General features: G+C 41.8%; 20 protein-coding genes and 1 pseudogene. 8 read left to right on the plus strand and 13 right to left on the minus strand.

Features of this window, described 5'->3' with window-relative positions; genetic code table 11:
• Nucleotides 1-49: 49 nt before the first annotated feature.
• The 3 genes and pseudogenes from PJ15_RS07400 to PJ15_RS07410 form a co-directional block, all read right to left on the minus strand.
• Complete coding sequence (locus PJ15_RS07400) at nt 50-634, minus strand: dual specificity protein phosphatase family protein (protein ID WP_047429391.1); 585 nt, start codon at nt 632-634, stop codon at nt 50-52.
• Nucleotides 631-1,450, minus strand: a pseudogene (locus PJ15_RS07405) (MBL fold metallo-hydrolase). The gene PJ15_RS07400 and the pseudogene PJ15_RS07405 overlap by 4 nt, the downstream one beginning before the upstream one ends.
• 441 nt (nt 1,451-1,891) lie before the next feature.
• On the minus strand, nt 1,892-2,527 hold the full coding sequence (locus PJ15_RS07410; protein ID WP_047429396.1) for a peroxiredoxin: 636 nt from the start codon (nt 2,525-2,527) through the stop codon (nt 1,892-1,894).
• 362 nt (nt 2,528-2,889) lie between these two features.
• Here PJ15_RS07410 and secA point away from each other — a divergent pair, with 362 nt between their 5' ends.
• Together secA and PJ15_RS07420 are read left to right on the plus strand one after the other, a co-directional pair.
• A complete protein-coding gene (gene secA, locus PJ15_RS07415; RefSeq protein ID WP_047429399.1) occupies nt 2,890-5,625 on the plus strand; it encodes a preprotein translocase subunit SecA in 2,736 nt (911 codons plus the stop codon).
• Nucleotides 5,626-5,770: 145 nt separating this feature from the next.
• Nucleotides 5,771-6,178: a hypothetical protein gene (locus tag PJ15_RS07420; protein WP_047429402.1), complete on the plus strand. Its 408-nt coding sequence runs from the start codon at nt 5,771-5,773 to the stop codon at nt 6,176-6,178.
• Between the two features lie 62 nt (nt 6,179-6,240).
• Here the strand turns inward: PJ15_RS07420 and lpxO are convergent, their stop codons facing one another.
• The 3 genes from lpxO to trhA form a co-directional block, all read right to left on the minus strand.
• On the minus strand, nt 6,241-7,146 hold the full coding sequence (gene lpxO / locus PJ15_RS07425; RefSeq protein WP_004775434.1) for a lipid A hydroxylase LpxO: 906 nt from the start codon (nt 7,144-7,146) through the stop codon (nt 6,241-6,243).
• Between the two features lie 161 nt (nt 7,147-7,307).
• On the minus strand, nt 7,308-8,618 hold the full coding sequence (locus PJ15_RS07430) for an MFS transporter (protein WP_004775433.1): 1,311 nt from the start codon (nt 8,616-8,618) through the stop codon (nt 7,308-7,310).
• A 104-nt stretch (nt 8,619-8,722) separates the two neighbouring features.
• Complete coding sequence (gene trhA / locus PJ15_RS07435) at nt 8,723-9,364, minus strand: PAQR family membrane homeostasis protein TrhA (RefSeq protein WP_032811078.1); 642 nt, start codon at nt 9,362-9,364, stop codon at nt 8,723-8,725.
• A 101-nt stretch (nt 9,365-9,465) separates the two neighbouring features.
• Between trhA and PJ15_RS07440 the strand changes: the two genes are divergently transcribed.
• Together PJ15_RS07440 and PJ15_RS07445 are read left to right on the plus strand one after the other, a co-directional pair.
• A complete protein-coding gene (locus PJ15_RS07440) occupies nt 9,466-10,683 on the plus strand; it encodes a class I SAM-dependent methyltransferase (RefSeq protein WP_047429405.1) in 1,218 nt (405 codons plus the stop codon).
• Nucleotides 10,684-10,700: 17 nt separating this feature from the next.
• Nucleotides 10,701-11,129 carry a GNAT family N-acetyltransferase gene (locus tag PJ15_RS07445; RefSeq protein WP_047429507.1) on the plus strand — a complete coding sequence of 143 codons (429 nt, stop codon included), beginning with the start codon at nt 10,701-10,703 and terminating at the stop codon, nt 11,127-11,129.
• 32 nt (nt 11,130-11,161) lie between these two features.
• Here PJ15_RS07445 and PJ15_RS07450 read toward each other — a convergent pair whose 3' ends face one another.
• The 5 genes from PJ15_RS07450 to PJ15_RS07470 all read right to left on the minus strand — a co-directional run bounded on the left by PJ15_RS07450 (nt 11,162) and on the right by PJ15_RS07470 (nt 16,254).
• The gene (locus PJ15_RS07450; protein ID WP_047429407.1) at nt 11,162-11,392 is read right to left on the minus strand and encodes a hypothetical protein; all 231 of its coding nucleotides are present in this window, start codon (nt 11,390-11,392) and stop codon (nt 11,162-11,164) included.
• A 203-nt stretch (nt 11,393-11,595) separates the two neighbouring features.
• Nucleotides 11,596-12,450, minus strand: a complete 855-nt coding sequence (locus PJ15_RS07455) for a patatin family protein (protein WP_047429410.1) — start codon at nt 12,448-12,450, stop codon at nt 11,596-11,598.
• A gap of 63 nt (nt 12,451-12,513) precedes the next feature.
• Nucleotides 12,514-12,735, minus strand: coding sequence for a hypothetical protein (locus PJ15_RS07460; protein ID WP_047429412.1), 222 nt, complete (start codon nt 12,733-12,735; stop codon nt 12,514-12,516).
• A 167-nt stretch (nt 12,736-12,902) separates the two neighbouring features.
• Complete coding sequence (locus PJ15_RS07465) at nt 12,903-15,038, minus strand: 3-hydroxyacyl-CoA dehydrogenase NAD-binding domain-containing protein (protein ID WP_047429415.1); 2,136 nt, start codon at nt 15,036-15,038, stop codon at nt 12,903-12,905.
• Between the two features lie 10 nt (nt 15,039-15,048).
• The gene (locus tag PJ15_RS07470) at nt 15,049-16,254 is read right to left on the minus strand and encodes an acetyl-CoA C-acetyltransferase (protein ID WP_047429418.1); all 1,206 of its coding nucleotides are present in this window, start codon (nt 16,252-16,254) and stop codon (nt 15,049-15,051) included.
• A gap of 226 nt (nt 16,255-16,480) precedes the next feature.
• Between PJ15_RS07470 and PJ15_RS07475 the strand changes: the two genes are divergently transcribed.
• From PJ15_RS07475 to PJ15_RS07485, 3 genes are all read left to right on the plus strand, one after another.
• Nucleotides 16,481-17,578, plus strand: coding sequence for an agmatine deiminase family protein (locus PJ15_RS07475; protein WP_047429421.1), 1,098 nt, complete (start codon nt 16,481-16,483; stop codon nt 17,576-17,578).
• Nucleotides 17,579-17,645: 67 nt separating this feature from the next.
• Nucleotides 17,646-18,188: a shikimate kinase gene (locus tag PJ15_RS07480; RefSeq protein WP_047429424.1), complete on the plus strand. Its 543-nt coding sequence runs from the start codon at nt 17,646-17,648 to the stop codon at nt 18,186-18,188.
• Nucleotides 18,185-18,616 (plus strand): NUDIX hydrolase, encoded by a 432-nt coding sequence (locus PJ15_RS07485; protein ID WP_155766454.1) that lies wholly within the window; start codon nt 18,185-18,187, stop codon nt 18,614-18,616. The genes PJ15_RS07480 and PJ15_RS07485 overlap by 4 nt, the downstream gene beginning before the upstream one ends.
• Nucleotides 18,617-18,621: 5 nt before the next feature.
• Here PJ15_RS07485 and PJ15_RS07490 read toward each other — a convergent pair whose 3' ends face one another.
• Nucleotides 18,622-19,098, minus strand: coding sequence for a GNAT family N-acetyltransferase (locus PJ15_RS07490; protein WP_047429430.1), 477 nt, complete (start codon nt 19,096-19,098; stop codon nt 18,622-18,624).
• A 95-nt stretch (nt 19,099-19,193) separates the two neighbouring features.
• Nucleotides 19,194-20,207, minus strand: coding sequence for an AraC family transcriptional regulator (locus tag PJ15_RS07495; RefSeq protein WP_005259415.1), 1,014 nt, complete (start codon nt 20,205-20,207; stop codon nt 19,194-19,196).
• Between the two features lie 213 nt (nt 20,208-20,420).
• On the opposite strand from PJ15_RS07495, the gene PJ15_RS07500 reads away from it, so the two are divergent.
• A complete protein-coding gene (locus PJ15_RS07500) occupies nt 20,421-21,539 on the plus strand; it encodes a CaiB/BaiF CoA transferase family protein (protein WP_047429433.1) in 1,119 nt (372 codons plus the stop codon).
• Nucleotides 21,540-21,652 lie beyond the last annotated feature (113 nt).

Raw genomic sequence — 21,652 nt, forward strand, 5'->3', positions numbered from 1 at the left:
AAACCTTTTCATCTAACCAGTAGCATTTTGTCTATAAAAAATAAATGTCTTAACGAGATGGATTCGACAGCTGCTGTTGAATCCATTTTACATTTTCAGGGCTAAGCAAATGATCGATATTCTTCCAGATCACATGAAAGCCATAGCCGCCTTGTTTCATTTCTTTTACTGCATCTTCAATCGACCAGTGTTCAAAAATAATGCGGTACATGGCAATGGTCGCACCTGTACGGTCTGAACCATGATAGCAATGGATCAATACTTTTTGATTGTGCTGTTTCGCGGTTTGAATGGCACGCATCGCCTGTAATAAGTCTTCCCGATTGATCGCCCAGGTATAAATCGGGATGTGTACCAGATTAAAGGGTTGATCTTTGAGAACTTTTGCATCTTCATTTCGAGCGCGAAGATTGATGACAGTATCAATGTTGTACTGTTTTAAGCTTGGAATTAATTCATTACTCGGCTGATCGCTACGAAACACATCATTGCTGATTTGATAAAAGTTATGTGTATTGGAAATCAATGTTCCCCAGTTTTTAGGGCGTTGTTCATCATCCAGACTTGGATGTTTCATGCAACCACCCATGCTGAGGGTGGAAATAAGTGTCAGGGCAATGAGTGTTTTTTTCATAAGATGGATTGATAGCGACTGAATTCAACGGGATCGTGCGCACAAATTAACTCAATCAGGGGTTCATGTTGAGCCAGATATTGTAAGCGTTTTAGGTTATGCACACGCTGCTGGTTATCTTCAGCCAATAAGCGTTCGGTAAGGTCGAGTGCTCTGAGTTTCTTTTTAGGGTTGAGCTCTAGGTGAGAAAAGTAAGCATCGCCACAAAAGAGAATCCAGCCGTCCTGTTTTTTTAATTGCAATGCCTGCGTGCCCAAGTGTATGTCCGAGCAACGGCACCATTAGAATTTCATCCTGAAACAACGGAAGGCCTTTCACACGCTGGAGATTGAACCAGTCTTCACCATCGTTATGTTCTGCAAAGCTCCAATGTCGATGCTGTTTAAACTGCTCGGTTTTATAACGTAGTTTCCCTTTGACAGATAATGTCTGGGTCGCATTAAATTCTGAGGCCAGCACATGTACGGTTGCATGGGGAAAATCAGAGATACCACCTGCATGGTCGAAATCCAGATGCGTCACAAAAATATGTTTTACATCGTTGGGACTAAAGCCGAGTTGCTGAATCTGTTGAATGGCACTGAGTTTCAGGTTCGGCACAATAGAACCAAATTGAGTCAGCAGGTTGCCCAGACGTTGTTCAGTATGTAAATAGTCTTGTAAGCCCAAGCCTGTATCAATCAGAACCAGACCACGATCAGTCTCAATCAATAGGCAATGACAAACCAGATGAGCTTTCCAGCCTTTTTGTCCGAATAAGGGCGCACAGACAGGGCAGAAGCTGCCACAATGCAGATGATGAATGTTATAGATCATGATGATTTTTATTGTGTTTCGGATCGAGTTATTCTTATAACGTATTGATTAAAAAAATACCAAAACAAATTTGAGTCTGGCATAAAAAAGCCTATCGGTGAGATAGGCTTGATATTTTGTCTTGTACTGCGATTAAAGCTTTTGTTTTAATGTCTTAGCTCACAGCATAGCTGTTCCCCTTGTGTTTCGTAACGAGCGTTGCTCGTTTTTAATTACTACACACTTTGTTTTTCTTGCGCTTTGCTTGAAGCCTTTAATCGGCTTCAATCTCTTAGCTCACAGCATAGCTGTTCCCCTTGCGTTTCGTAACGAGCGTTGCTCGTCTTTATTACTACGCACTACGTTTGTCTTGCACTGCGATTAAAGCTTTCGCTTTAATCTCTTAACTCACAGCATAGCTGTTCACCTTGCGTTTCGGAACGAGCGTTGCTCGTTTGATCCTCACTCAGGCTGGGGCGTGAGTCTTAAATATGGTTTAACTGCCTTATAGCCTTTCGGGAAGCGTTGTTTGATTTCTTCTTCATCTTTCAATGAGGGCACAATCACCACATCTTCACCCTGTTGCCAGTTTGCTGGTGTCGCAACTTTGTGATTGTCGGTGAGTTGCAGTGAATCAACGACACGTAACACTTCATTAAAATTACGCCCTGTTGATGCTGGATAGGTAATGATCAAACGCACTTTTTTATTCGGATCAATAATGACCAATGAACGAACAGTTAAGGTTTCACTGGCATTGGGATGAATAAATCCATAAAGTTCAGATACTTTGCGGTCTTTATCCGCAATGATTGGAAAATTAACCGTGGTATTCTGGGTTTCATTAATGTCTTGAATCCAGCCTTTGTGCGATTCCACATCATCAACCGAAAGGGCGATGGCTTTTACACCACGCTTGTTAAATTCATCTTTCAGCTTGGCTGTGTAACCCAGCTCAGTGGTACAGACCGGAGTATAATCTGCGGGATGGGAAAATAGAATACCCCAGCTATCGCCTAAAAAGTCATAGAAATCAATGGTGCCTTCACTTGATTCTTGCTGGAAATTGGGGGCAGTGTCGCCTAAACGTAATGTCATGATCAGTCCTCTATACTTTTTTCTATGTCGTTTCTCCATTCAATATGCAGCATTCACTTTATAAATAAAATTATTGTTTTTGTATTTTGTTATGAACTTTTGAGATATTGCTTATGGATCTTGTTAAAAAATGAGCAGAAATTCACATTGAAGTCGATGTAAGTTAAATGCAAATTTGCTACATTAACGCTCTTTAGTTGCTTGATGTCAGAATCGCCTCGCAGATTTTTTTACCTGTTTGGATGCAAAGCACTTGTAGTTCTTATTTCTGACTCCATAATAACAGCTAAGAAAAAATTAACCGACCTAGGGTTTGTTGTTATTGACGAACCTTATAACAAACAGGATTAGAGAGTTTATTCATGTTGGCAAGTCTGATCGGAGGTATCTTCGGTACAAAAAATGAGCGCGAGCTCAAACGCATGCGTAAAATTGTTGAACAAATTAATGCGCTTGAACCGACGATATCTGCTCTTAACGATGCAGACCTCTCTGCAAAAACTCCAGAATTCAAACAACGTTTTAGTAATGGCGAAAGTTTAGATAAATTATTACCAGAAGCTTTTGCGGTTTGTCGTGAAGCGGCAAAGCGTGTCATGGGTATGCGTCACTACGATGTGCAGTTGATTGGTGGTATTACCTTGCACGAAGGTAAAATTGCCGAGATGCGTACAGGTGAAGGTAAAACCCTGATGGGTACTTTGGCTTGTTATCTCAATGCATTGAGTGGTCAGGGCGTTCACGTGATTACCGTGAATGATTACTTGGCACAACGTGATGCCGAGTTAAACCGTCCATTATTCGAATTTTTAGGGTTGAGCATTGGTGTAATTTACTCAATGCAAATGCCTGATGAAAAAGCACAAGCCTATACTTCTGATATTACTTACGGTACCAACAACGAATTTGGTTTCGATTATCTTCGTGACAACATGGTGTTTTCTCTACAAGAGAAAAAACAGCGTGGCCTAAGCTATGCCATTATCGATGAAGTCGATTCGATCTTGATTGATGAAGCGCGTACACCATTGATTATTTCTGGTCAAAGCGAAGACTCATCTCATTTGTATGAGCTCATCAACAGTATTCCTCCAACATTACGTCCACAGAAAGAAGAAAAAGTGGCTGATGGCGGACATTTCTGGGTAGATGAAAAACAGCGCTCAGTTGAAATGACTGAAGTAGGTTATGAAACAGTAGAACAGAAACTCATTGAAATGGGTCTGTTGGCTGAAGGCGAAAGTCTGTATTCAGCAACGAATCTGAATCTGGTTCATCATGTGACTGCTGCAATCCGTGCACACTATTTGTATCAAAAGAACGTGCATTACATCATTGGTATTAATCCTCAAACGCAAAAAGAAGAAGTGATTATTGTCGATGAGAGCACGGGTCGTACCATGCCAGGTCGCCGTTGGTCTGAAGGTCTGCATCAAGCGGTTGAAGCCAAAGAAAACATGGAAATTCAGCCAGAAAACCAGACACTTGCAACTACAACTTTCCAGAACTATTTCCGTCTTTATAAAAAGCTGTCAGGTATGACCGGTACTGCCGATACTGAAGCTGCGGAAATGAAAGAAATTTATGGTCTGGATGTGGTGATTATTCCAACTCACCGTCCAATGGTACGTGTCGATCATAACGATTTAATCTATTTAAACCGTAATGGTAAATACACTGCGATTATTGAAGAAATTACTAAGATTCGTCAGCAAGGTGTTGCGCCGATCCTGATTGGTACAGCAACCATTGAAGCCAGTGAAATCTTATCTGCCAAGTTATTACAGGCGGGTATCCATCACGAAGTCCTTAACGCGAAACAGCATGAGCGTGAAGCGGACATTATTGCGCAAGCGGGTAGTCCGAATGCGGTTACGATCGCAACTAACATGGCGGGTCGTGGTACCGATATTTTACTGGGTGGTAACTGGAAAGCAAAACTTGCCAAAATTGAAAATGCGACACCTGAAGATGAAGCACGTTTACAGGCACAATGGGAAAAAGATCACGAAGACGTTTTAAGTTCGGGTGGTTTGCATATCATTGGTTCTGAACGTCATGAATCACGTCGTATTGATAACCAGTTGCGTGGTCGTGCAGGTCGTCAGGGTGACCCTGGTGTCTCTCGTTTCTATTTATCGCTTGAAGATGACTTGATGCGTATCTTCGCGGGTGACCGTGTCGTAGGCATGATGCGTGCGATGGGCTTACAAGAAAGCGAAGCGATTGAACACAAAATGGTGAGCCGTTCGATTGAAAATGCGCAACGTAAAGTTGAAGCACGTAACTTTGATATTCGTAAGAACCTATTGAAATACGATGATGTCAATAACGAACAACGTAAGATCATTTACTCACAACGTGATGAAGTCTTGGCAGAAAGTACGCTACAAGACTATATCGAAGAAATGCATCACGAAGTCGTGAAAGGCTTAATTGCTAACTTTATTCCACCTGAATCGATTCATGATCAGTGGGATATCGAAGGTCTGGAAGGTGCGTTACAGTCTGACCTCGGTATCGAATTGCCAGTACAGCAATGGCTGGACCAAGATCGTCGTTTAGATGAAGAAGGCTTGATTGAGCGTATTTCAGATGAAGTGGTTTCTCGTTATCGCCAGCGCCGTGAACAAATGGGTGATGAATCGGCAGCAATGCTTGAACGTCACTTCATGTTGAATTCGCTGGATCGTCATTGGAAAGATCATTTGGCGGCAATGGATTACTTGCGTCAAGGGATTCATTTACGTGGTTATGCACAAAAGAACCCTGAGCAAGAATACAAGAAAGAAGCATTCAACTTATTCGTAAATATGTTGGGTATTATCAAATCTGATGTAGTAACTGACTTATCTCGTGTTCATGTACCGACTGCGGAAGAATTGGCGGAACTCGAAGCTCAGCAACAACGTCAGGCTGAATCAATGCGTCTTTCATTTGAACATGATGATGTGGATGGCTTAACAGGTGAAGTAACGGCTTCTGAGGAAACAGAAGGCTTTACAGACAATGCACCATTCCCAGTACCAGAAAGCCGTAATGCGCCTTGCCCATGTGGTTCAGGCTTAAAATACAAGCAATGTCACGGTAAAATCTAAAGCTATTTTAGATTGCACTAAAATAAAAAAGCAGAGCATTGGACTCTGCTTTTTTACGATAAATAACTTGAGTCAATGACAGCTTTGTAGTTTCATTATTGAACTTACAGATCTTGATTGAATTCGCATTAAAAGCGGGAAGACAATGAAAAAACCATTACAACTTTTAATTTTAGCAAGTGCTGCAGTGTCAGGTTTTGTATTTGCAGCTGAAGCACCACAAACTACAACTGTCGATAAAGTATTGGCAGCAAAAGGTAGTAACACAGCAGAAGCACAAGTCAAACGTGAAGTGACGACTGTCGTGAGTCCGCGTACTGGTATTCGCTATACGTTGGGTGAAACAGGTAACCGTCCAATCGTATTGCAAACTGCGGCAATTGCACCAGCAAACTCTGCAAACATCAATCGTATTGTGGCATCAAACCCGGCATTGTCTGCAAAAAGCCAAGAGAAAGCGAAGATTGCTTTGATTGGTGAGACTGCTGTTCAAGCTGCGAATGCGGCTGCTGCACAAACTGCTGGCGCGCAAACAGCTCAAGCGATTCAATAAATCATCGTTTTAAAATAAAAAAGAGATGCAATTGCATCTCTTTTTTTGTGACTAAAATAGCCTTAAAGAAAACTTGGCAGCAAGATCAGGCCAATAATAATCGCAAATAATAACCACTTTGATGCGTAGTAGAGTGGGCGATTACGTTCTTTTAAACCACGGCCATAATGATGTACCGCATAGCCATATTTGAAGATGCGATTGATAAAGCCAGTTTTGTCCTGATCATCATTTGGTGAGCTTGCCGCTGACATGACATTACGACCGAACCAGTGGTTGAACTTTTGTGCCCATCCCCATTTCATTGGACGTTCAATATCACAGAACAGGATAATACGCGTTTCATCGGTCTTATTCTCAGCCCAGTGTACGAAGGTTTCGTCAAATACAGTCGCTTCACCATCTCTCCAGCTATAACGCTCCTGATCGACTTCAATGAAGCAGTCATCGCTATTTGGCGTGACTAAGCCAAGATGATAGCGTACAGAACCTGCATAAGGATCACGGTGCTTACCTAGATAACTTCCAGAAGGAAGTTCGGTAAACATTGCTGCTTTTACTGATGGAATGCTTTCCAGTAAGGCAACGGTTTTTGGGCAGAGTTGTTGTGCTGACGGGTGACTATCTTGATACCATTTCAGATAAAAGCGTTTCCAGCCACGTTTAAAGAAAGTGTTAAAGCCTGCATCATTATTTTTTTCAGAGGCTTTAATCTGATTCTGTAGTTGAATGGCTTCCTCGCGAATGACTTCCCAGTTATCTTGTAGCGGTTTGAGTTCAGGGAACTGAGCCACATCAAAGAAAGGTTGGTTCGGCAATTTGGAAAAGCCCGTCATAAACATGTTGATCGGCGCTAAAAATGTCGAATGGTCAAATAATTGTCGAGATGCTTTTAAGCGCTCTTTACCGCGTAAATAGGTATATAAGAAGCTGATTAAAAATACGGCAACGATAATCACTGCGTACATAACACAATCGTCTAAGAAAAAATAAAGGCGGTTATTTTAGCACAAAAAATATTTGGAAGAATGCAGTCGGAAAAGCAACTTTATAAGATAAAAAGGCACAAATTGAATGGTATTTCAGATGATCGGGATCGGTTATCCACAGATCATCTGAAATTAAGCGCTTAAATTTGATTATTTACATCATCATGCTTGGTTTCACGAATCAGTAAAAAGGCAATTAAAGAAAGGATCGATGCGCAACTGAGATATAAACCGACGGCACCTAGACCATAACTTTCAGCCAGCTTCGTCGCAATATAAGGCGCAAAAGAAGCACCGAAAATACCTGCCAGATTAAAAGTTAATGCAGAGCCGGTATAGCGTACTGAAGTCGGAAAGATCTCTGACAATACAGTCCCAATTGGCCCATAGGTTAAACCCATAATCGCAAGACCGATACACAGGAACAAGAATACCAAGAATGGACTACCTGAGCCTAATAGCGGTGCAAAGCAAAGTCCGAACAATGCTGAAAGGACACAGACGGCAATCGATGTATTCTTACGACCAAACTTCTCTGCAAGAATGGCAGAGAGCGGAATAAAGGCTGCAAAGCATAAGGTCGCAACCAGTTGCAACACCAGAAACTCACCGCGTGCATAACCAAGTTTTGTAGTTCCCCAGTTCAGGGCAAAAACCGTAGTGAGATAAAACACCACAAAGGTACAGATTGCTGCGATGGTACCAAGGATTAACATTGGCAAATGTTTGGTCATGACTTCCTTGAAAGGTACATTCACTTCTTTTTGCTTATTCAATACCTTCTGGAACGCAGGTGTTTCATGCAGCTTTAAACGGATATACAAGCCAACCAAGACCAATACTGCACTGGCAATAAATGGAATACGCCAGCCCCAAGTCATAAATGCCTGTTCAGACATAAAAGCATTGAGTAGTAAAAAAGAACCTGTTGCGAGAATAAAGCCGATTGGCGCACCGAGTTGTGGGAACATGCCATACCAGGCGCGTTTGCCCTCTGGTGCGTTCTCCGTAGCTAGTAAGACTGCGCCACTCCATTCCCCACCGAGACCTAAACCTTGACCTAAGCGGCATAGCGCGAGAAGCAGGGGAGCTGCAAGACCAATCTGTGCATAAGTTGGCAACAGACCAATACAAACCGTAGAAATACCCATCGTTAGCAAGGCTGCAACCAAGGTTGCTTTACGTCCGATCCGATCACCGAGATGGCCAAAAATAGCTGCGCCGATTGGGCGTGCAATAAAGGCGATGGCAAATGTTGCCAGTGATTTTAGAACTGCAGCACCATCGCTACTTTCTGGGAAAAATAAATGTGGAAAAATGAGTACAGCTGCTGTGGCATAGATATAAAAGTCAAAAAACTCAATCGTAGTACCAACAAGGCTGGCAAATAATACCCGTACTTTTGAATTGCTGGCCACTTCTGGGGTGGCAGTCGTAGTGCTTGACGACATACAAGAGACCTTCATGTTATTCGTTCAAGAAACAGAAGTCTGTCTTGAAAAATTCCTTTTGAATATGCAGTTTTACTTAGAAAAACTGAATGCTATATATGGACTTATAATACATAACAGTAGATTGCTAAAAAGTGTAATCCTGCCCCTAGTAGCACAAAAACATGCCAAATTGCGTGGGTATATCTTACCTTTTTTAAAGCATAAAACAATGTGCCGATGGTATAAGCCAACCCGCCTGCAACTAAGAGTTGTATCGCATCCTTACTCAGATAACGTTGCATATCATCCATCACCAAAATCGCTAACCAGCCCATCAATAGGTAAGCTGCCAAGGAAATCTTCTGGAAGCGGTGGATAAAGACCAGTTTAAAAAGAGTGCCAATGAGGGCAATCACCCATAGCGCAATCAGTAAATAATGGGCCTTGGCGGTTGGAATCGCAATACTTAGAAATGGCGTATAGGTGCCTGCAATCAAATAGTAAATAGCAGTATGATCCAGTTTTTTATACCAATAGCGCTTACGTTCATCCACAGCAAAGTGATACAGCATAGAACTCGCAAGCAAGAGGACTAGGCTAAAGCCATAGACCCATAGACTCATCCATTGGCCTAAGGGGAGAGAATGTCCCTTAATGATAAGAAAAATTGAAGCAATTAAGGCAAGGACAGCACCCAGCCCATGACTATAGGCATTAATCAGTTCTTCTTTTGGGTCATAGTCCAGTAGTGTTTTTGAGTTCATCAAGCGATCAGGTTGCATAAAAATACAACTGTATCGTAATGCAATTTCCCTTTTAAAGTAAGACGCTTTAAAATTTAGTTTCTATTTGTCAGGTTTTCATTATGTTTGCGCCGAATTTTTCTTTTGAACAAGAACAGCAGTTTTTCTTGGATATCCAGCAATCTATTGAAAATAAAAGCTTTGATCGCCTGATATTGAGTCAGTACAAAGGCGATTTGGCACAATTAGAAAAAATGACTTTTCGTATGATCGAGTTGCAGGGACAGGCAACATTGTCTTGTTTATACCATCACACCACGCAAGACATCACTAAAAACTATTCGATTACCGAAGGGTTGGAAAAGATTGCTGAATTGTTGGCACAATCTAAACAGGCAAATTTATTTACCTTGAATCAAGACATGCAGCTTAAGAAAAATAAAAAGAAAGCGATGTTGAATAGTCAGAAAAAACAGGCAGCAACGGATAAGGTTGAACAACAGCAACATAATCGTGAAAAGCAGCGTTATGTGCAACAGCAAAGCCCGTTCTTAAAACATCTTGGTATTACCGATGAAAAAGGGCAAATCGTGCCAAGCATGGCGCGAAAATGGAAACAGATTAATAAATTTATTGAAATCTTTTCCAATGCCTATGAGCAGATCGATGCTACACAGCAAGAATTAAATATTGTCGACTTTGGTTCAGGTAAAGGCTATTTAACTTTTGCGTTATATGACTATTTGCAAGCACAACAGAAAACGCCTTTAATCACGGGCGTTGAGCTGCGTTCGAATCTGGTGGAGTTTTGCCAGAATATTGCTGATCAGGTTGGTTTTAATCACTTGGACTTTTTTGAAGGCGATGTTCGTACCTATCACCCAGAAAAACTGGATGTGATGATTGCTTTACATGCTTGTGATATTGCGACAGATTTTGCCATTCATACAGGGATTCGCCTCAATGCGTCGATGATCATGTGCGCGCCGTGCTGTCATAAAGAGCTACGTCCGCAATTACAAAGTCCAGAGGTGTTACAGCCGATGCTTCAATTTGGTATTCATGCAGGGCAGCAGGCAGAAATGTTGACCGATACCTTGCGTGCTTTATTACTAAAAGCGTATGGCTATGAAACCAAAGTCTTTGAATTTGTATCTTTGGAACATACCAGTAAAAACAAAATGATTCTGGCGACCAAGCGCAAAGATATTCAACAGCCTGATGCCAAAATTATGCAGCAGATTCAAACGTTAAAAGCAATGTATGGCATTGAGAAACACAGTTTGGAACTGTTATTACAAGATCAAATGCCAGTCGAGAATATAGGTTGTAAGTGTTAATGACATTCGAGGGAAATATGCTGCGCGTTCAACAGGGAAGTTGGGATCAATTACAGCATGATGCCAAATTGATTCGAGCGCAAGTTTTTATCGTAGAGCAAGCCATTCCAGAACAGGATGAGTGGGATGAACAAGATGCGATCTCACAACACTTTGTAATTTATGATCAGCAGCAGCCGATTGCGACAGCACGATTATTACAAAATAATAGTGTGGGGCGGGTTGCGGTACTCAAAGCCTATCGAGGACAAGGGATTGGTCAAATGATCATGCAAGAGATTCTGGCTTATGCACGGCAGCAGCATCGAGCATTTCTTCATTTGTCATCGCAAGTGCATGCGATTTCATTCTATGAGCAGCTTGGTTTTGTAGTGCAAGGAGAGGAATATGATGAGTGTGGTATTCCACATATTGAGATGATTATGCCAATCACAGGAATGCTTTGACCTGTAAGATTGGCACCTATCGATTGTTCTGACTACTGCTTAGTTTGTGCAGGCACTTCTGAACTTGCAGGAGAGGCTTCCTGAGAAAGCTCTTTTTGTTGTTGTGCCTTCCGCTGTGCCCCAGGCATATAATCTGGTTCTTGGGTCATTGCTAAATAGAAAAAGCTTAAAAAAATGGTACTGAGCACCCCAACAATGATGACAAATTTCCATCCCAATACGGTTTCATTTGAATCTTTTTGTGGGGATGGTTGCTTATTCATAATAAATTCCCAAATAAATAAAAAAATAAAAGCAGATTTTGCGCCTTTTTAGCCGCTGTTGCCAAGTATAAAAATGGGAATGTGAATAATGTTGGGTTAGAGAAAACTTTCAAAATAGAAAATTCGACGGAGATGTGAGACAGGATGAGCATGATCAGGCTTATCCTGTCTCAATATATTATTGATGATTCGACAAGAAGGATTTAAAGTTTATTCCAGTCTTCGATGGCTTGTAAGCCAATGTCCAAGCCGACATCATAGCTATAACGGATTTTGGCCTTATTCTTGGTGAGTCGACCTGCCATATTTTTAAGATCAGGTGGGCAAACTTCCAGAATTTTTTGTCCTGATGGTGTGCGCACAAACTGAACCGAATCATTGTAGCGCTGTGTTCTGGACAATAGGCTCTGCGCAAAGCCATGATTTTGCTTGAATAGATATTTCGCAAGGAACTGATCGCCTTTACTACTGGCTTTATAGTAGTTTTGAGGGCGGGTTCTTAACACCATCAATTTCGATACATCATGTTGTTGTGCTGCCCAAAGTACAGGCAAGGCATCTGCTACGCCACCATCGAAATAAGGTTCCCCAAATACCTCAACTGCTTGGCGCGTCAATACTGGAATTGAGCTAGAGGCTCTTAGACCATCCAGAATATTGTCTTTGGAAGCTTTGATATAAGTGGCTTCACCCGTAATGGCGTGAGTAAGTACCATATAAAATTCAGGATGATTCGCAAATAAATGTGCCTGATTCAAAGGATGTTCGCTTTCCACGATATCCCACATCCATTTTAAATCGAGCAGATCACCGCCTTTGAAGAAACGGCCATAATGAATAAATTCGGTGCGAAGCGAATGATCTAAATAGATCTGAAGCGTGCGGCCTTGTTGTGCGGCCAGATAGTTGGCGACATTGGTTGAACCAGAAGAAACACCAACACAGAGATCGAAGGGATTAAACTGTTGCTGTAAAAATGCATCTAAGACACCGCTGGTGAATGCACCTCGCATTCCACCGCCTTCAACGACCAGTGCCTGACGATTTTGTTGAAGCATTGAATATCTCGAATAACATGATAAATCCCTGTTTAACAGGATTTATCATGTTCGACAAGCATTTTAGTGATTGTGCTGATGTGTTTCCGTGCTGGTTTCAGACATCATTGACGATTGTGACATTTCAGACTGAGGCGCCACTTTATTTTTGTTCATTGGCATATAGTCTGGCTCATTATTCATGGCTAAATAGAAAACCACCATAAAAATGAAGCTTAAAATACAGGTGATAATTAATGCTTTCCAACCCCACGGTGAGGTTTCTGGACAGAGTTTCTCAGACATAAGATAGTTCCAAAGGACAAAAAAATTAAAGCAAAACTGTTGGTGGTTATAGCATAAATCGTGATGTAATGCTCGAAAGTTTTGCTACGGTATTGTCGAAACCAGAAAAAAGCCCGTATAGACAACGAGTTCCATACGGGCTGATATGCAATGCGGAGAGAACAAAATTATTGAATAATTTCTTTTCTCTGAGCAAGGTCTTTTAACAGTTGCGGTGGCACAAAACGTTCACCATATTGGCCTGCCAGTTGTTCAGCGCGTTGCAATGATTGCTCAATTCCATTTTGATTCAGGAATTGAATCGCACCACCTGTCCAAGGTGCAAAACCAATTCCGAAAATTGAACCGACATTGGCATCAATCACTGATTCTAAAACACCTTCTTCATAGCAACGTAAAGTATCCAGTGCTTGTACAAATAAGAAGCGGTCAATCATATCCTGTTCAGTAATACTGTTGTCTTTCTGCCAGCGGCTGAGTCCATCCCATAAATGCTTTTTGCCATTTTCTGGATAGTCGTAGAAACCCGCACCCGCCGCTTTACCTTTACGGTTCAGCTCGTGAATCATGGTATGAACGACTTCATCCACAGGGGTTTTTGGCAAATCTTTACCTTCAGCTTGTAATGCTTTACGGGTTTCACCAGCCACATGTTCAGTCAAAGTTAAAGAGACTTCATCCTGAATTGCGAGTGGGCCAACTGGCATACCTGCTTTCAGTGCAGCCATTTCAATTTTTGCAGGATGAACGCCTTCTGCAAGCAAACGCATACCTTCCTGAATAAAGGTTCCGAACACACGGCTGGTAAAGAAGCCTCGACTGTCATTGACCACGATAGGTGTCTTGGCAATTTGCTGGACAAAGTCATAGGCTTTCGCCAATGTGTCCGCAGAAGTTTCTTTGCCTTTGATAATTTCAACCAGTTGCATTTTATCCACTGGACTAAAGAAGTGTAGGCCAATGAATTTCTTGGCATCTTTACTTGCCGTTGCTAAACCCGTAATTGGTAAGGTTGAGGTATTTGATGCAAAGATCCCACCTTCAGCTAAATATTGTTCAGCTTCTTGTGTCACTTTGGCTTTTAATTCCTGATTCTCAAATACCGCTTCAATAATCAAATCACAGCCTTGCAGATCTGCTGCATCAGCGGTTGCAGTAATTAGCGCTAAAACCTGATCACGTTTTTCTGCTGTCATACGACCTTGAGAAACGCGTTTATCGAGTAGTTTTTGAGAATAGGCTTTACCTTTCTCTGCATTTTCAACTGATACATCTTTGAGTACCACAGGAATGCCTTTGATTGCCGTCGAGTAGGCGATACCTGCACCCATCATCCCAGCACCCAATACACCGACTTTAGTGGCTTGCCATTTCGCAACATCCGCAGGACGACTTGCACCTGATTTGATGGCATTCAGACCATGCCAGAAGGTACCGATCATATTCTTGGAAACTTGACCTACAGTAAGCTGGGTAAAGTAACGCGATTCGATACGCAAAGCGGTATCGACATCGACTTGTGCACCTTCAACCGCAGCGGCCATGATTGCTTCAGGCGCAGGGTAGCAACCTTTGGTCTTGTCGCGTAGCATCGCAGGAGCAATCGCAAGCACTTGAGCTACAGCAGGCGTTTTCGGATCACCACCCGGGATTTTATAGCCTTTAACATCGAAAGGTTGTTGCGACTTGGGATTGGCTTTGATCCAAGCAATCGCTTTGTCTAAAAGTTCTTGTTCATTCTCGGCAGTATCATGTACCAGACCCAGTGATTTTGCTTTATCGACACCAAATTGCTTTCCTTCCATCAAGAATGGAAACGCATTTTGTAGGCCAAGCAAGCGGACCATACGGACAATACCGCCACCACCAGGCAGCAAGCCTAAAGTCACTTCTGGTAGACCAAACTTGGTTTTTGGATCATTGATCGCAATACGATAATGACAGCCTAAAGCAATTTCCCAACCGCCACCGAGCGCTGTACCATTCAATGCAGCAACAACGGGAACTCCTAATGTTTCAATGGCACGTAAATCGCCCTTGAGCTCTTCGATCATTTTGAAAAATTCAGTCGCATGTTCAGGTTGTACTTGAATCAGCTCATCTAGATCACCGCCTGCAAAGAAAGTTTTCTTGGCAGAACGGAAAATAATGCCTTTCAGATCAGTTTCAGCTTTGAGCTTTTGGCTGACTTCTTGGAGAGATTCTCGGAATTCTGCATTCATGGTATTGGCAGATTGACCAGATGAATCGAGGGTAAGAATTACAATATTGTCAGCGTTTTTTTCGTATTTAATAGCGCTCATGTTGTGCTCCTTACACCAACTCAATAATGGTGGCGATCCCCATTCCACCACCCACACACAAAGTGGCTAGGCCACGTTTTTTACCTTGACGCTCTAATTCATCAAGTAAAGTTCCTAAAATCATGGCACCCGTTGCACCGAGTGGATGGCCCATCGCAATTGCACCACCGTTGACATTGACTTTCTCAGCAGGAACTTTGAGCTCATTAATAAAGCGCATGACGACCGCAGCAAAAGCTTCATTAACTTCAAATAGGTCAATATCATCAATCGTTAAACCTGCTTTAGCTAAAGCTTTACGCGCAGCAGGAGCAGGGCCTGTCAACATGATCGTTGGATCTGTACCGACCAATGCAGTTGCCAATACTTTGGCGCGTGGTTTTAAGCCTTGTTCTTTGACTGCTTTTTCAGAAGCCAATAACACCACAGCTGCGCCATCAACGATACCTGATGAGTTACCTGCATGATGCACATGGTTAATTTTCTGCGCTTCTGGATATTTTTGTAATGCGACGGCATCGAAGCCCATTTGTCCCATCATTTCGAAGCTGGCATTCAGTTTTGCCAAGCCTTCAACTGTGGTCGTACCTCGAATAAATTCATCTTTTTCTAAAATCAGCACCCCAGAATGATCTTTAACAGGCACCACTGATTTGTCGAAATAACCGTTGGCTTGAGCTGCCGCTGCTTTTTGTTGTGAACCGACTGCAAAAGCATCGACATCTTCACGGCTATAGCCATCTAAAGTTGCGATGAGGTCTGCGCCGACCCCTTGAGGAACAAAAGACGATTTTAAGTTGGTTTCAGGATCAAGTGCCCACGGACCACCATCAGAACCCATTGGAATACGTGACATCGATTCAACGCCACCTGCAACGACGATATCTTCCCAACCTGAACGGACTTTTTGTGCTGCCAAGTTGACAGCTTCTAAACCAGATGCACAGAAACGGTTGATTTGCACACCAGCAACATCATCATTCCAGCCAGCTGCAATCGCTGCAGTTTTGGCAATATCACCGCCTTGGTCTGCAATCGGGGTGACGCAACCTAAAACGATATCATCCACTTTTGACGTGTCGAGTTGGTGGCGTTGTTGTAATTCATTCAGTAATGATGTGAGTAAAGTAATCGGTTTGACTTCATGCAGTGAGCCATCTTTTTTTCCTTTTCCGCGTGGCGTGCGAATGGCATCAATAATGTAGGCCTCGCTCATAGGTTTTCCTTGTATCACCTTAAAATTGTTGTTTATCGAGTGTACTCAATTTAAGTGTCAGCGCAATGATGATAAACATTGGTAAGTTTGATGTTTTTCGCCAATTTGATTGATTAAGATGCTGATCAAGCACATACCTAATTTGAGTGTTTTTCTGTGTGGCTTGCTCAGTCTTCGATTAGACTAGTGCTTGGAAATGATTGACAGAAAAGATGGGCAAAACGACATGATAAAATTAAAGCGTCACTATGCCGTTATGGCATTGATCCTGTCACTTTTTGGATGTGATTCATCTGGGCTGGATGTAGAAAATAAAAATGTAGCTGAGGATAAAAATAAGGTGAGTCAAACGTATTCAAATCAAGTTGCTGACGACAAAATGCTGTTGGTGTTATCTGCACCTTCTGTACATGATCCATATTACAAATCTGCATTTCAACGGATTATCAATTTTCAGATTGATTATGCTAAGTCTATTTTGGGCAATGATAATGTGGTGATTTTAGTGGATAAAGACACTAAGCCTTATTTCGCAGGCAAAGTTCCAGAAGATATTTTGCTGGTGGATGATGTGCGTGATATCTGGATGCGCGATTTCACTACAATCAATCCAATCAAACCCATACAATTTACTTATACTTGGGCTTCAATGACGCAGAAGCAGAGTAAAGACGTACAAAAAAGTTTTAACCGTTTTGCAGATCATTATCAGATTCAAAGAACTAAGACTGATTTAATGCTGGATGGCGGTAATCTGGTTGATGATTATGCAGGACGCGTGATTACTACTACCCGGTTTATGGAAGATAATGAACTTAGCTACAATGAGGCTAAACAAGAGTTAAGAGCCACTTTGGGTGCGAAGGAGGTTGCTATTCTAGAGCCTGATGAAGAAGTGCTGGCACATTCGGATGGTATGGTCAGTTGGGTAGATCAAAATACATTGTTGGTCAATGACTATTCCAAAACACCTACATTTAGAACAACTGTAATGGATGAGTTGAAAGCTTCATTTCCAACTGCGAAAATTGTCGAAGTTCCTGTTGAATATAAAACCAACCCCAAAGGTGAGTGGGAAGGCTTTGAATCGGCATGTGGTGTTAATCTGAATGCCACGGTCACGCTTAACAATATTTATGTCCCGACTTTTAATATGCCGCATGATCAAAAAGCACTCACGATCATCAAGCAAAACACCAGCAAGAAAGTGATTCCTGTAAATGCCGAATCCGTTTGTCCAATGGGGGGGAGTGTACGTTGTCTTACTTGGCAGGTAACAGGGGCCAATGCAGTGAAACTTATCCAAGCAGCGAGAGATAAGTGACAGATGTGTCATTATTTAAATAGGGAGATAAGAAATATTGAATGCTTATGAATAATGTCGGGAAGCCATGAAATTTATTAATATTGTAGGGACGTCTGCTTCTGGAAAAACAACCTTTGCCCGTCAGCTCGCTCAAAAGTTAGGATTGTCTTACATTGAAATGGATGATTTATTTTGGCTGGATGATTGGCAAGAAACACCTGATCAGGAGTTTTTTGCTAAATTACAAAGTCAAATTGATCAGGCACCTAGAGGATGGGTACTTGATGGTAATTATTCTCGAACACTGGATTTAAAGCTTAAATATATTGATACGGTTATCTGGCTGGATTATTCATTTTCATTAAACCTGTATCGTTCAGTTAAACGAGCAATTAGTCGAGCAGTGACACAAAAAAGATTATGGGCAAATTCCAATAATAGAGAAAATTTTAAGACCAGTTTTTTGTCTAAGGACTCTATTATTTTATGGATGATCACCCATCATGCCAAAAATCGTAAGAAATATTCTGACTTAATGCAAAATCCAGCGTATCAACATATTCAATTTATTCGTCTAACTTCACCAAAACAGACGGAAGCATTTTTAAAGCAGATGAAGGCAGAGTGATGCATATCAAAACAAAAGCCCTGTGCTTGTTCAGGCATCAGGGTAAAGTGTTATTGTCTTATGGTTATGACCCTGCTAAAGATGAAACTTATTTAAGGCCAATTGGTGGGGGAATTGAGTTCGGGGAAACATCTACGCAGGCAATTGCGCGAGAGGTTTTGGAAGAAATTCAGCAGCAGATTTACAAACCCAAATTATTAGTTGTGTTGGAGAATTTATTCACTTTCGATGGACAGCAAGGACATGAAATTGTTTTTGTGTATGAAGCTGAATTTGTAGCTCCAGCAGTCTATGACTCGATTGAAATATCGGGTTGCGAAACGGATGGTTCTACTTATATCGCTCAATGGTTGAGTCGGGAACAGATTGAACAGAAACAATACCCTATTTATCCCAAAGGCATAGAGCAGTGGCTATTTAAATCATAGTCTGGCTAGTTCGGTGTCGATTGATTTGATAAAGATAAGTGAAAGAACTGGTTATAGGGCGATTCAGTATATTCTGCAAACGCCGCGCCTTGAACAAAACCAAACTTTTTATAAAGGCTAATTGCAGCATTAAAGTGAGGATCTTTGCCTGTTTCTAAACTGACGCGTTGATATTGACGTTGTTGAGCAACTTTCAATAAATACTCCAGCAATTGCTTTGCAACACCTTGACGTAAATGATCAGGATGAGTCCGCATAGATTTGAGTTCAGCATGTTGAGGTGTCAGTTCTTGAATCGCGCCACAGCCAAGAAGCAAATCGTTATTCCAAAGGGTATAAAAGCTTATAGAATCGTTTTGTAGATGAGAGAGATCTAATGCAAAACTATGTTCAATAGGTGTGTTCTGATGCAGGCCATGCAAATGGATGTGGATCAAATTTTGAACTTGGGGATGCGTGAAGTCGCCTTTTTTTATGATCATTGTTGTTCAAGCTTATTGTAAAATTAGGCTTGATTATTACCATAATTTTAAATAAGTGTTCAACCCTATCAGGCTGAACACCCGTTTGGAAACAATTAGCTATGATGCCCGTGCAACTGACGATATAAACCAGGGGTAACACCTGTCCATTTCTTAAAGGCACGGTGGAAGGTACTGGTTTCACTAAAGCCGACTTGTTGTGCTACATCTTCAAGAGTGAGATTTGGAGTAAGCAATAAGTGAATCGCAGCATCACGACGCAAGGCATCTTTAACACCTTGATAGCTTTTACCTTCGGCAGCTAAACGACGACGCAACGTTTGTGGTGATAAATACAACATTGCGGCAACATCATTAAGTGTTGGCATTTCTTCGCCAATCTGACTCTTTAATACATCACGAATACGTGAGGTAAGTGAGTTAGTATTTTTAAATTTCACTAAAAGCTGGGCAGGTGCTGCTTTCAGGAATTCCTCTAAAGTCTTTTCATCTTGACGGATTGGCAGGTCAAGATAATCAGCAGCAAAGGTAATCTCTGTACGTGGCGCATCAAATTGCATCACGGGTGCAAAGAATAAAGCATCGTATTCATCGGCATGGCTTGGGCGTTCATAACCAAAATGAACACGTTCTAAAGGTAAACGACGTTCGATTAACCATGAAGCAAGACCATGCCAAATCATTAGCATACTTTCAGTAATGAAATGGTCTGGATCTAAAGCTTTAGGTATATGGGGAACCAAACGTGCTTCATGCTTGTCACGTTCCAAGCTTACTGACCATTCATCTCCAAACAGTTTGTAGAATTGAGAGGAGAGTTCAAGTGCTTGTCCAAGTGTCTTGGAATGGATGATCAATTGACACATGATTGCGAATGTACCCAAGCGACGAGGCTGTACATCGAAACCAACGTGTTCGTCTTGAGTAACCATCCATAACATTTTTACAAAACGGGTGTACTGCTCAGGAGAGATTCGCGCTTTCGGTTGACGAAGTAATTCTGCTTCTATACCGACATGTGAAAGTAATGTTTCAACGTCCATGCCTAGGCGTTTAACACCTGTTAAAGCCGCATTCACGAAGTGGATGCTGATCGTATCACGGCTCATATTGAATCCTTCAGTTTCTTTACTATTCACGATAATTGACCTAAATAACCGTCTAAAATATCAAATTGAGCAATTGACAAGAAAATTATCTGCTCATTGTATACATGTTAAATTGCCGAAACTATCAAGGTAAATGGCTGAACATGACATTGTTTTTGTGTTTCTTCACACCTAGTATAAAAGAAAATTTGAACAAATTGAGTAAAAAATATCATGCCATCTGCTCTAAAGGGATTGAAAGTCCTAGATTTTTCTACTTTATTACCTGGGCCATTTGCCAGTATGTACCTTGCGGACATGGGTGCAGAAGTTATCCATGTTGAATCTCCAACACGTCCTGACTTGGTACGGATAATGCCACCCTATGCGAACGGACAGGCCACTGCACATAGTTATCTCAATCGAAACAAGCAGTCGATTGCACTTGATCTAAAAGATGCAGCCAATATTGAACTGATCAAAACAAAAATTTCCGAGTTTGATATTGTGCTGGAACAGTTCCGTCCAGATGTAATGCGTCGTCTAGGGCTGGACTATGAAACTTTAGCCGAGATTAATCCACGTCTCATCTATTGTTCAATTACTGGATATGGCCAGACAGGCGCTTATAAAGATCGGGCAGGGCACGATATTAATTACTTGGCACTTGCGGGCATTTCTGGACACAGCGGTCGTCAAGACAGTGGGCCACCACCTTTAGGGATTCAGATTGCCGATGTAGCTGGCGGATCATTGCATGCCGTGATTGGTATACTTGCGGCTGTCGTTGAACGTCAACGCAGCGGTCTAGGACAATATATTGATATTTCCATGACAGATTGTGTGGCAAGCCTCAATAGTATGGCGGCTTCTGCAAGTCTGGCAGGGCAGACACCGCAAGCGCCTGAGGCCGGCATGCTCAATGGCGCGAGTTTCTATGATTATTATGAAACCAAAGATGGCCGCTATTTCTCTGTAGGAAGCTTAGAGCCACAATTTATGGCTGGTTTGGCAGCTGCTTTAGAATTGCCTTTACTACTGGCAAAAGGTGCCTCTTTTGATCCAGAAGATCGTCAGGCGGTAAAACAAGCGCTACAAGATAAGTTTAAGACCCAGAATTTTTCAGAATGGCAACATTTGTTCCAGAGTCTGGATATTTGCGTAGAACCAGTTCTCAGTCTAGATGAAGCTTTGGCTTCACCAATCGCTCAGCAACGCGACTGGGTTGTAGATGTCCCTGTATCTGAAAACTCGGATCAAACCGAAGCGCAATTGGCCTGTCCAATCAAGTTTTCTCGTTCTCAAATGAAGTATGCATTCATCGGTCAGGGGCTAGGTGAAGGCAAATGGTAGAAAATATGTGCGACTAATCACTGATTGTTAAAATATTGTACAGATTGTTAACATTTTGAATAAGTTGTAATTTAAAAATAAGAGTAACCTTTTATACACAATAACATAAAAGG

This window comes from Acinetobacter sp. neg1 (assembly GCF_000788125.1).
GTDB classification, from domain to species: domain Bacteria; phylum Pseudomonadota; class Gammaproteobacteria; order Pseudomonadales; family Moraxellaceae; genus Acinetobacter; species Acinetobacter vivianii.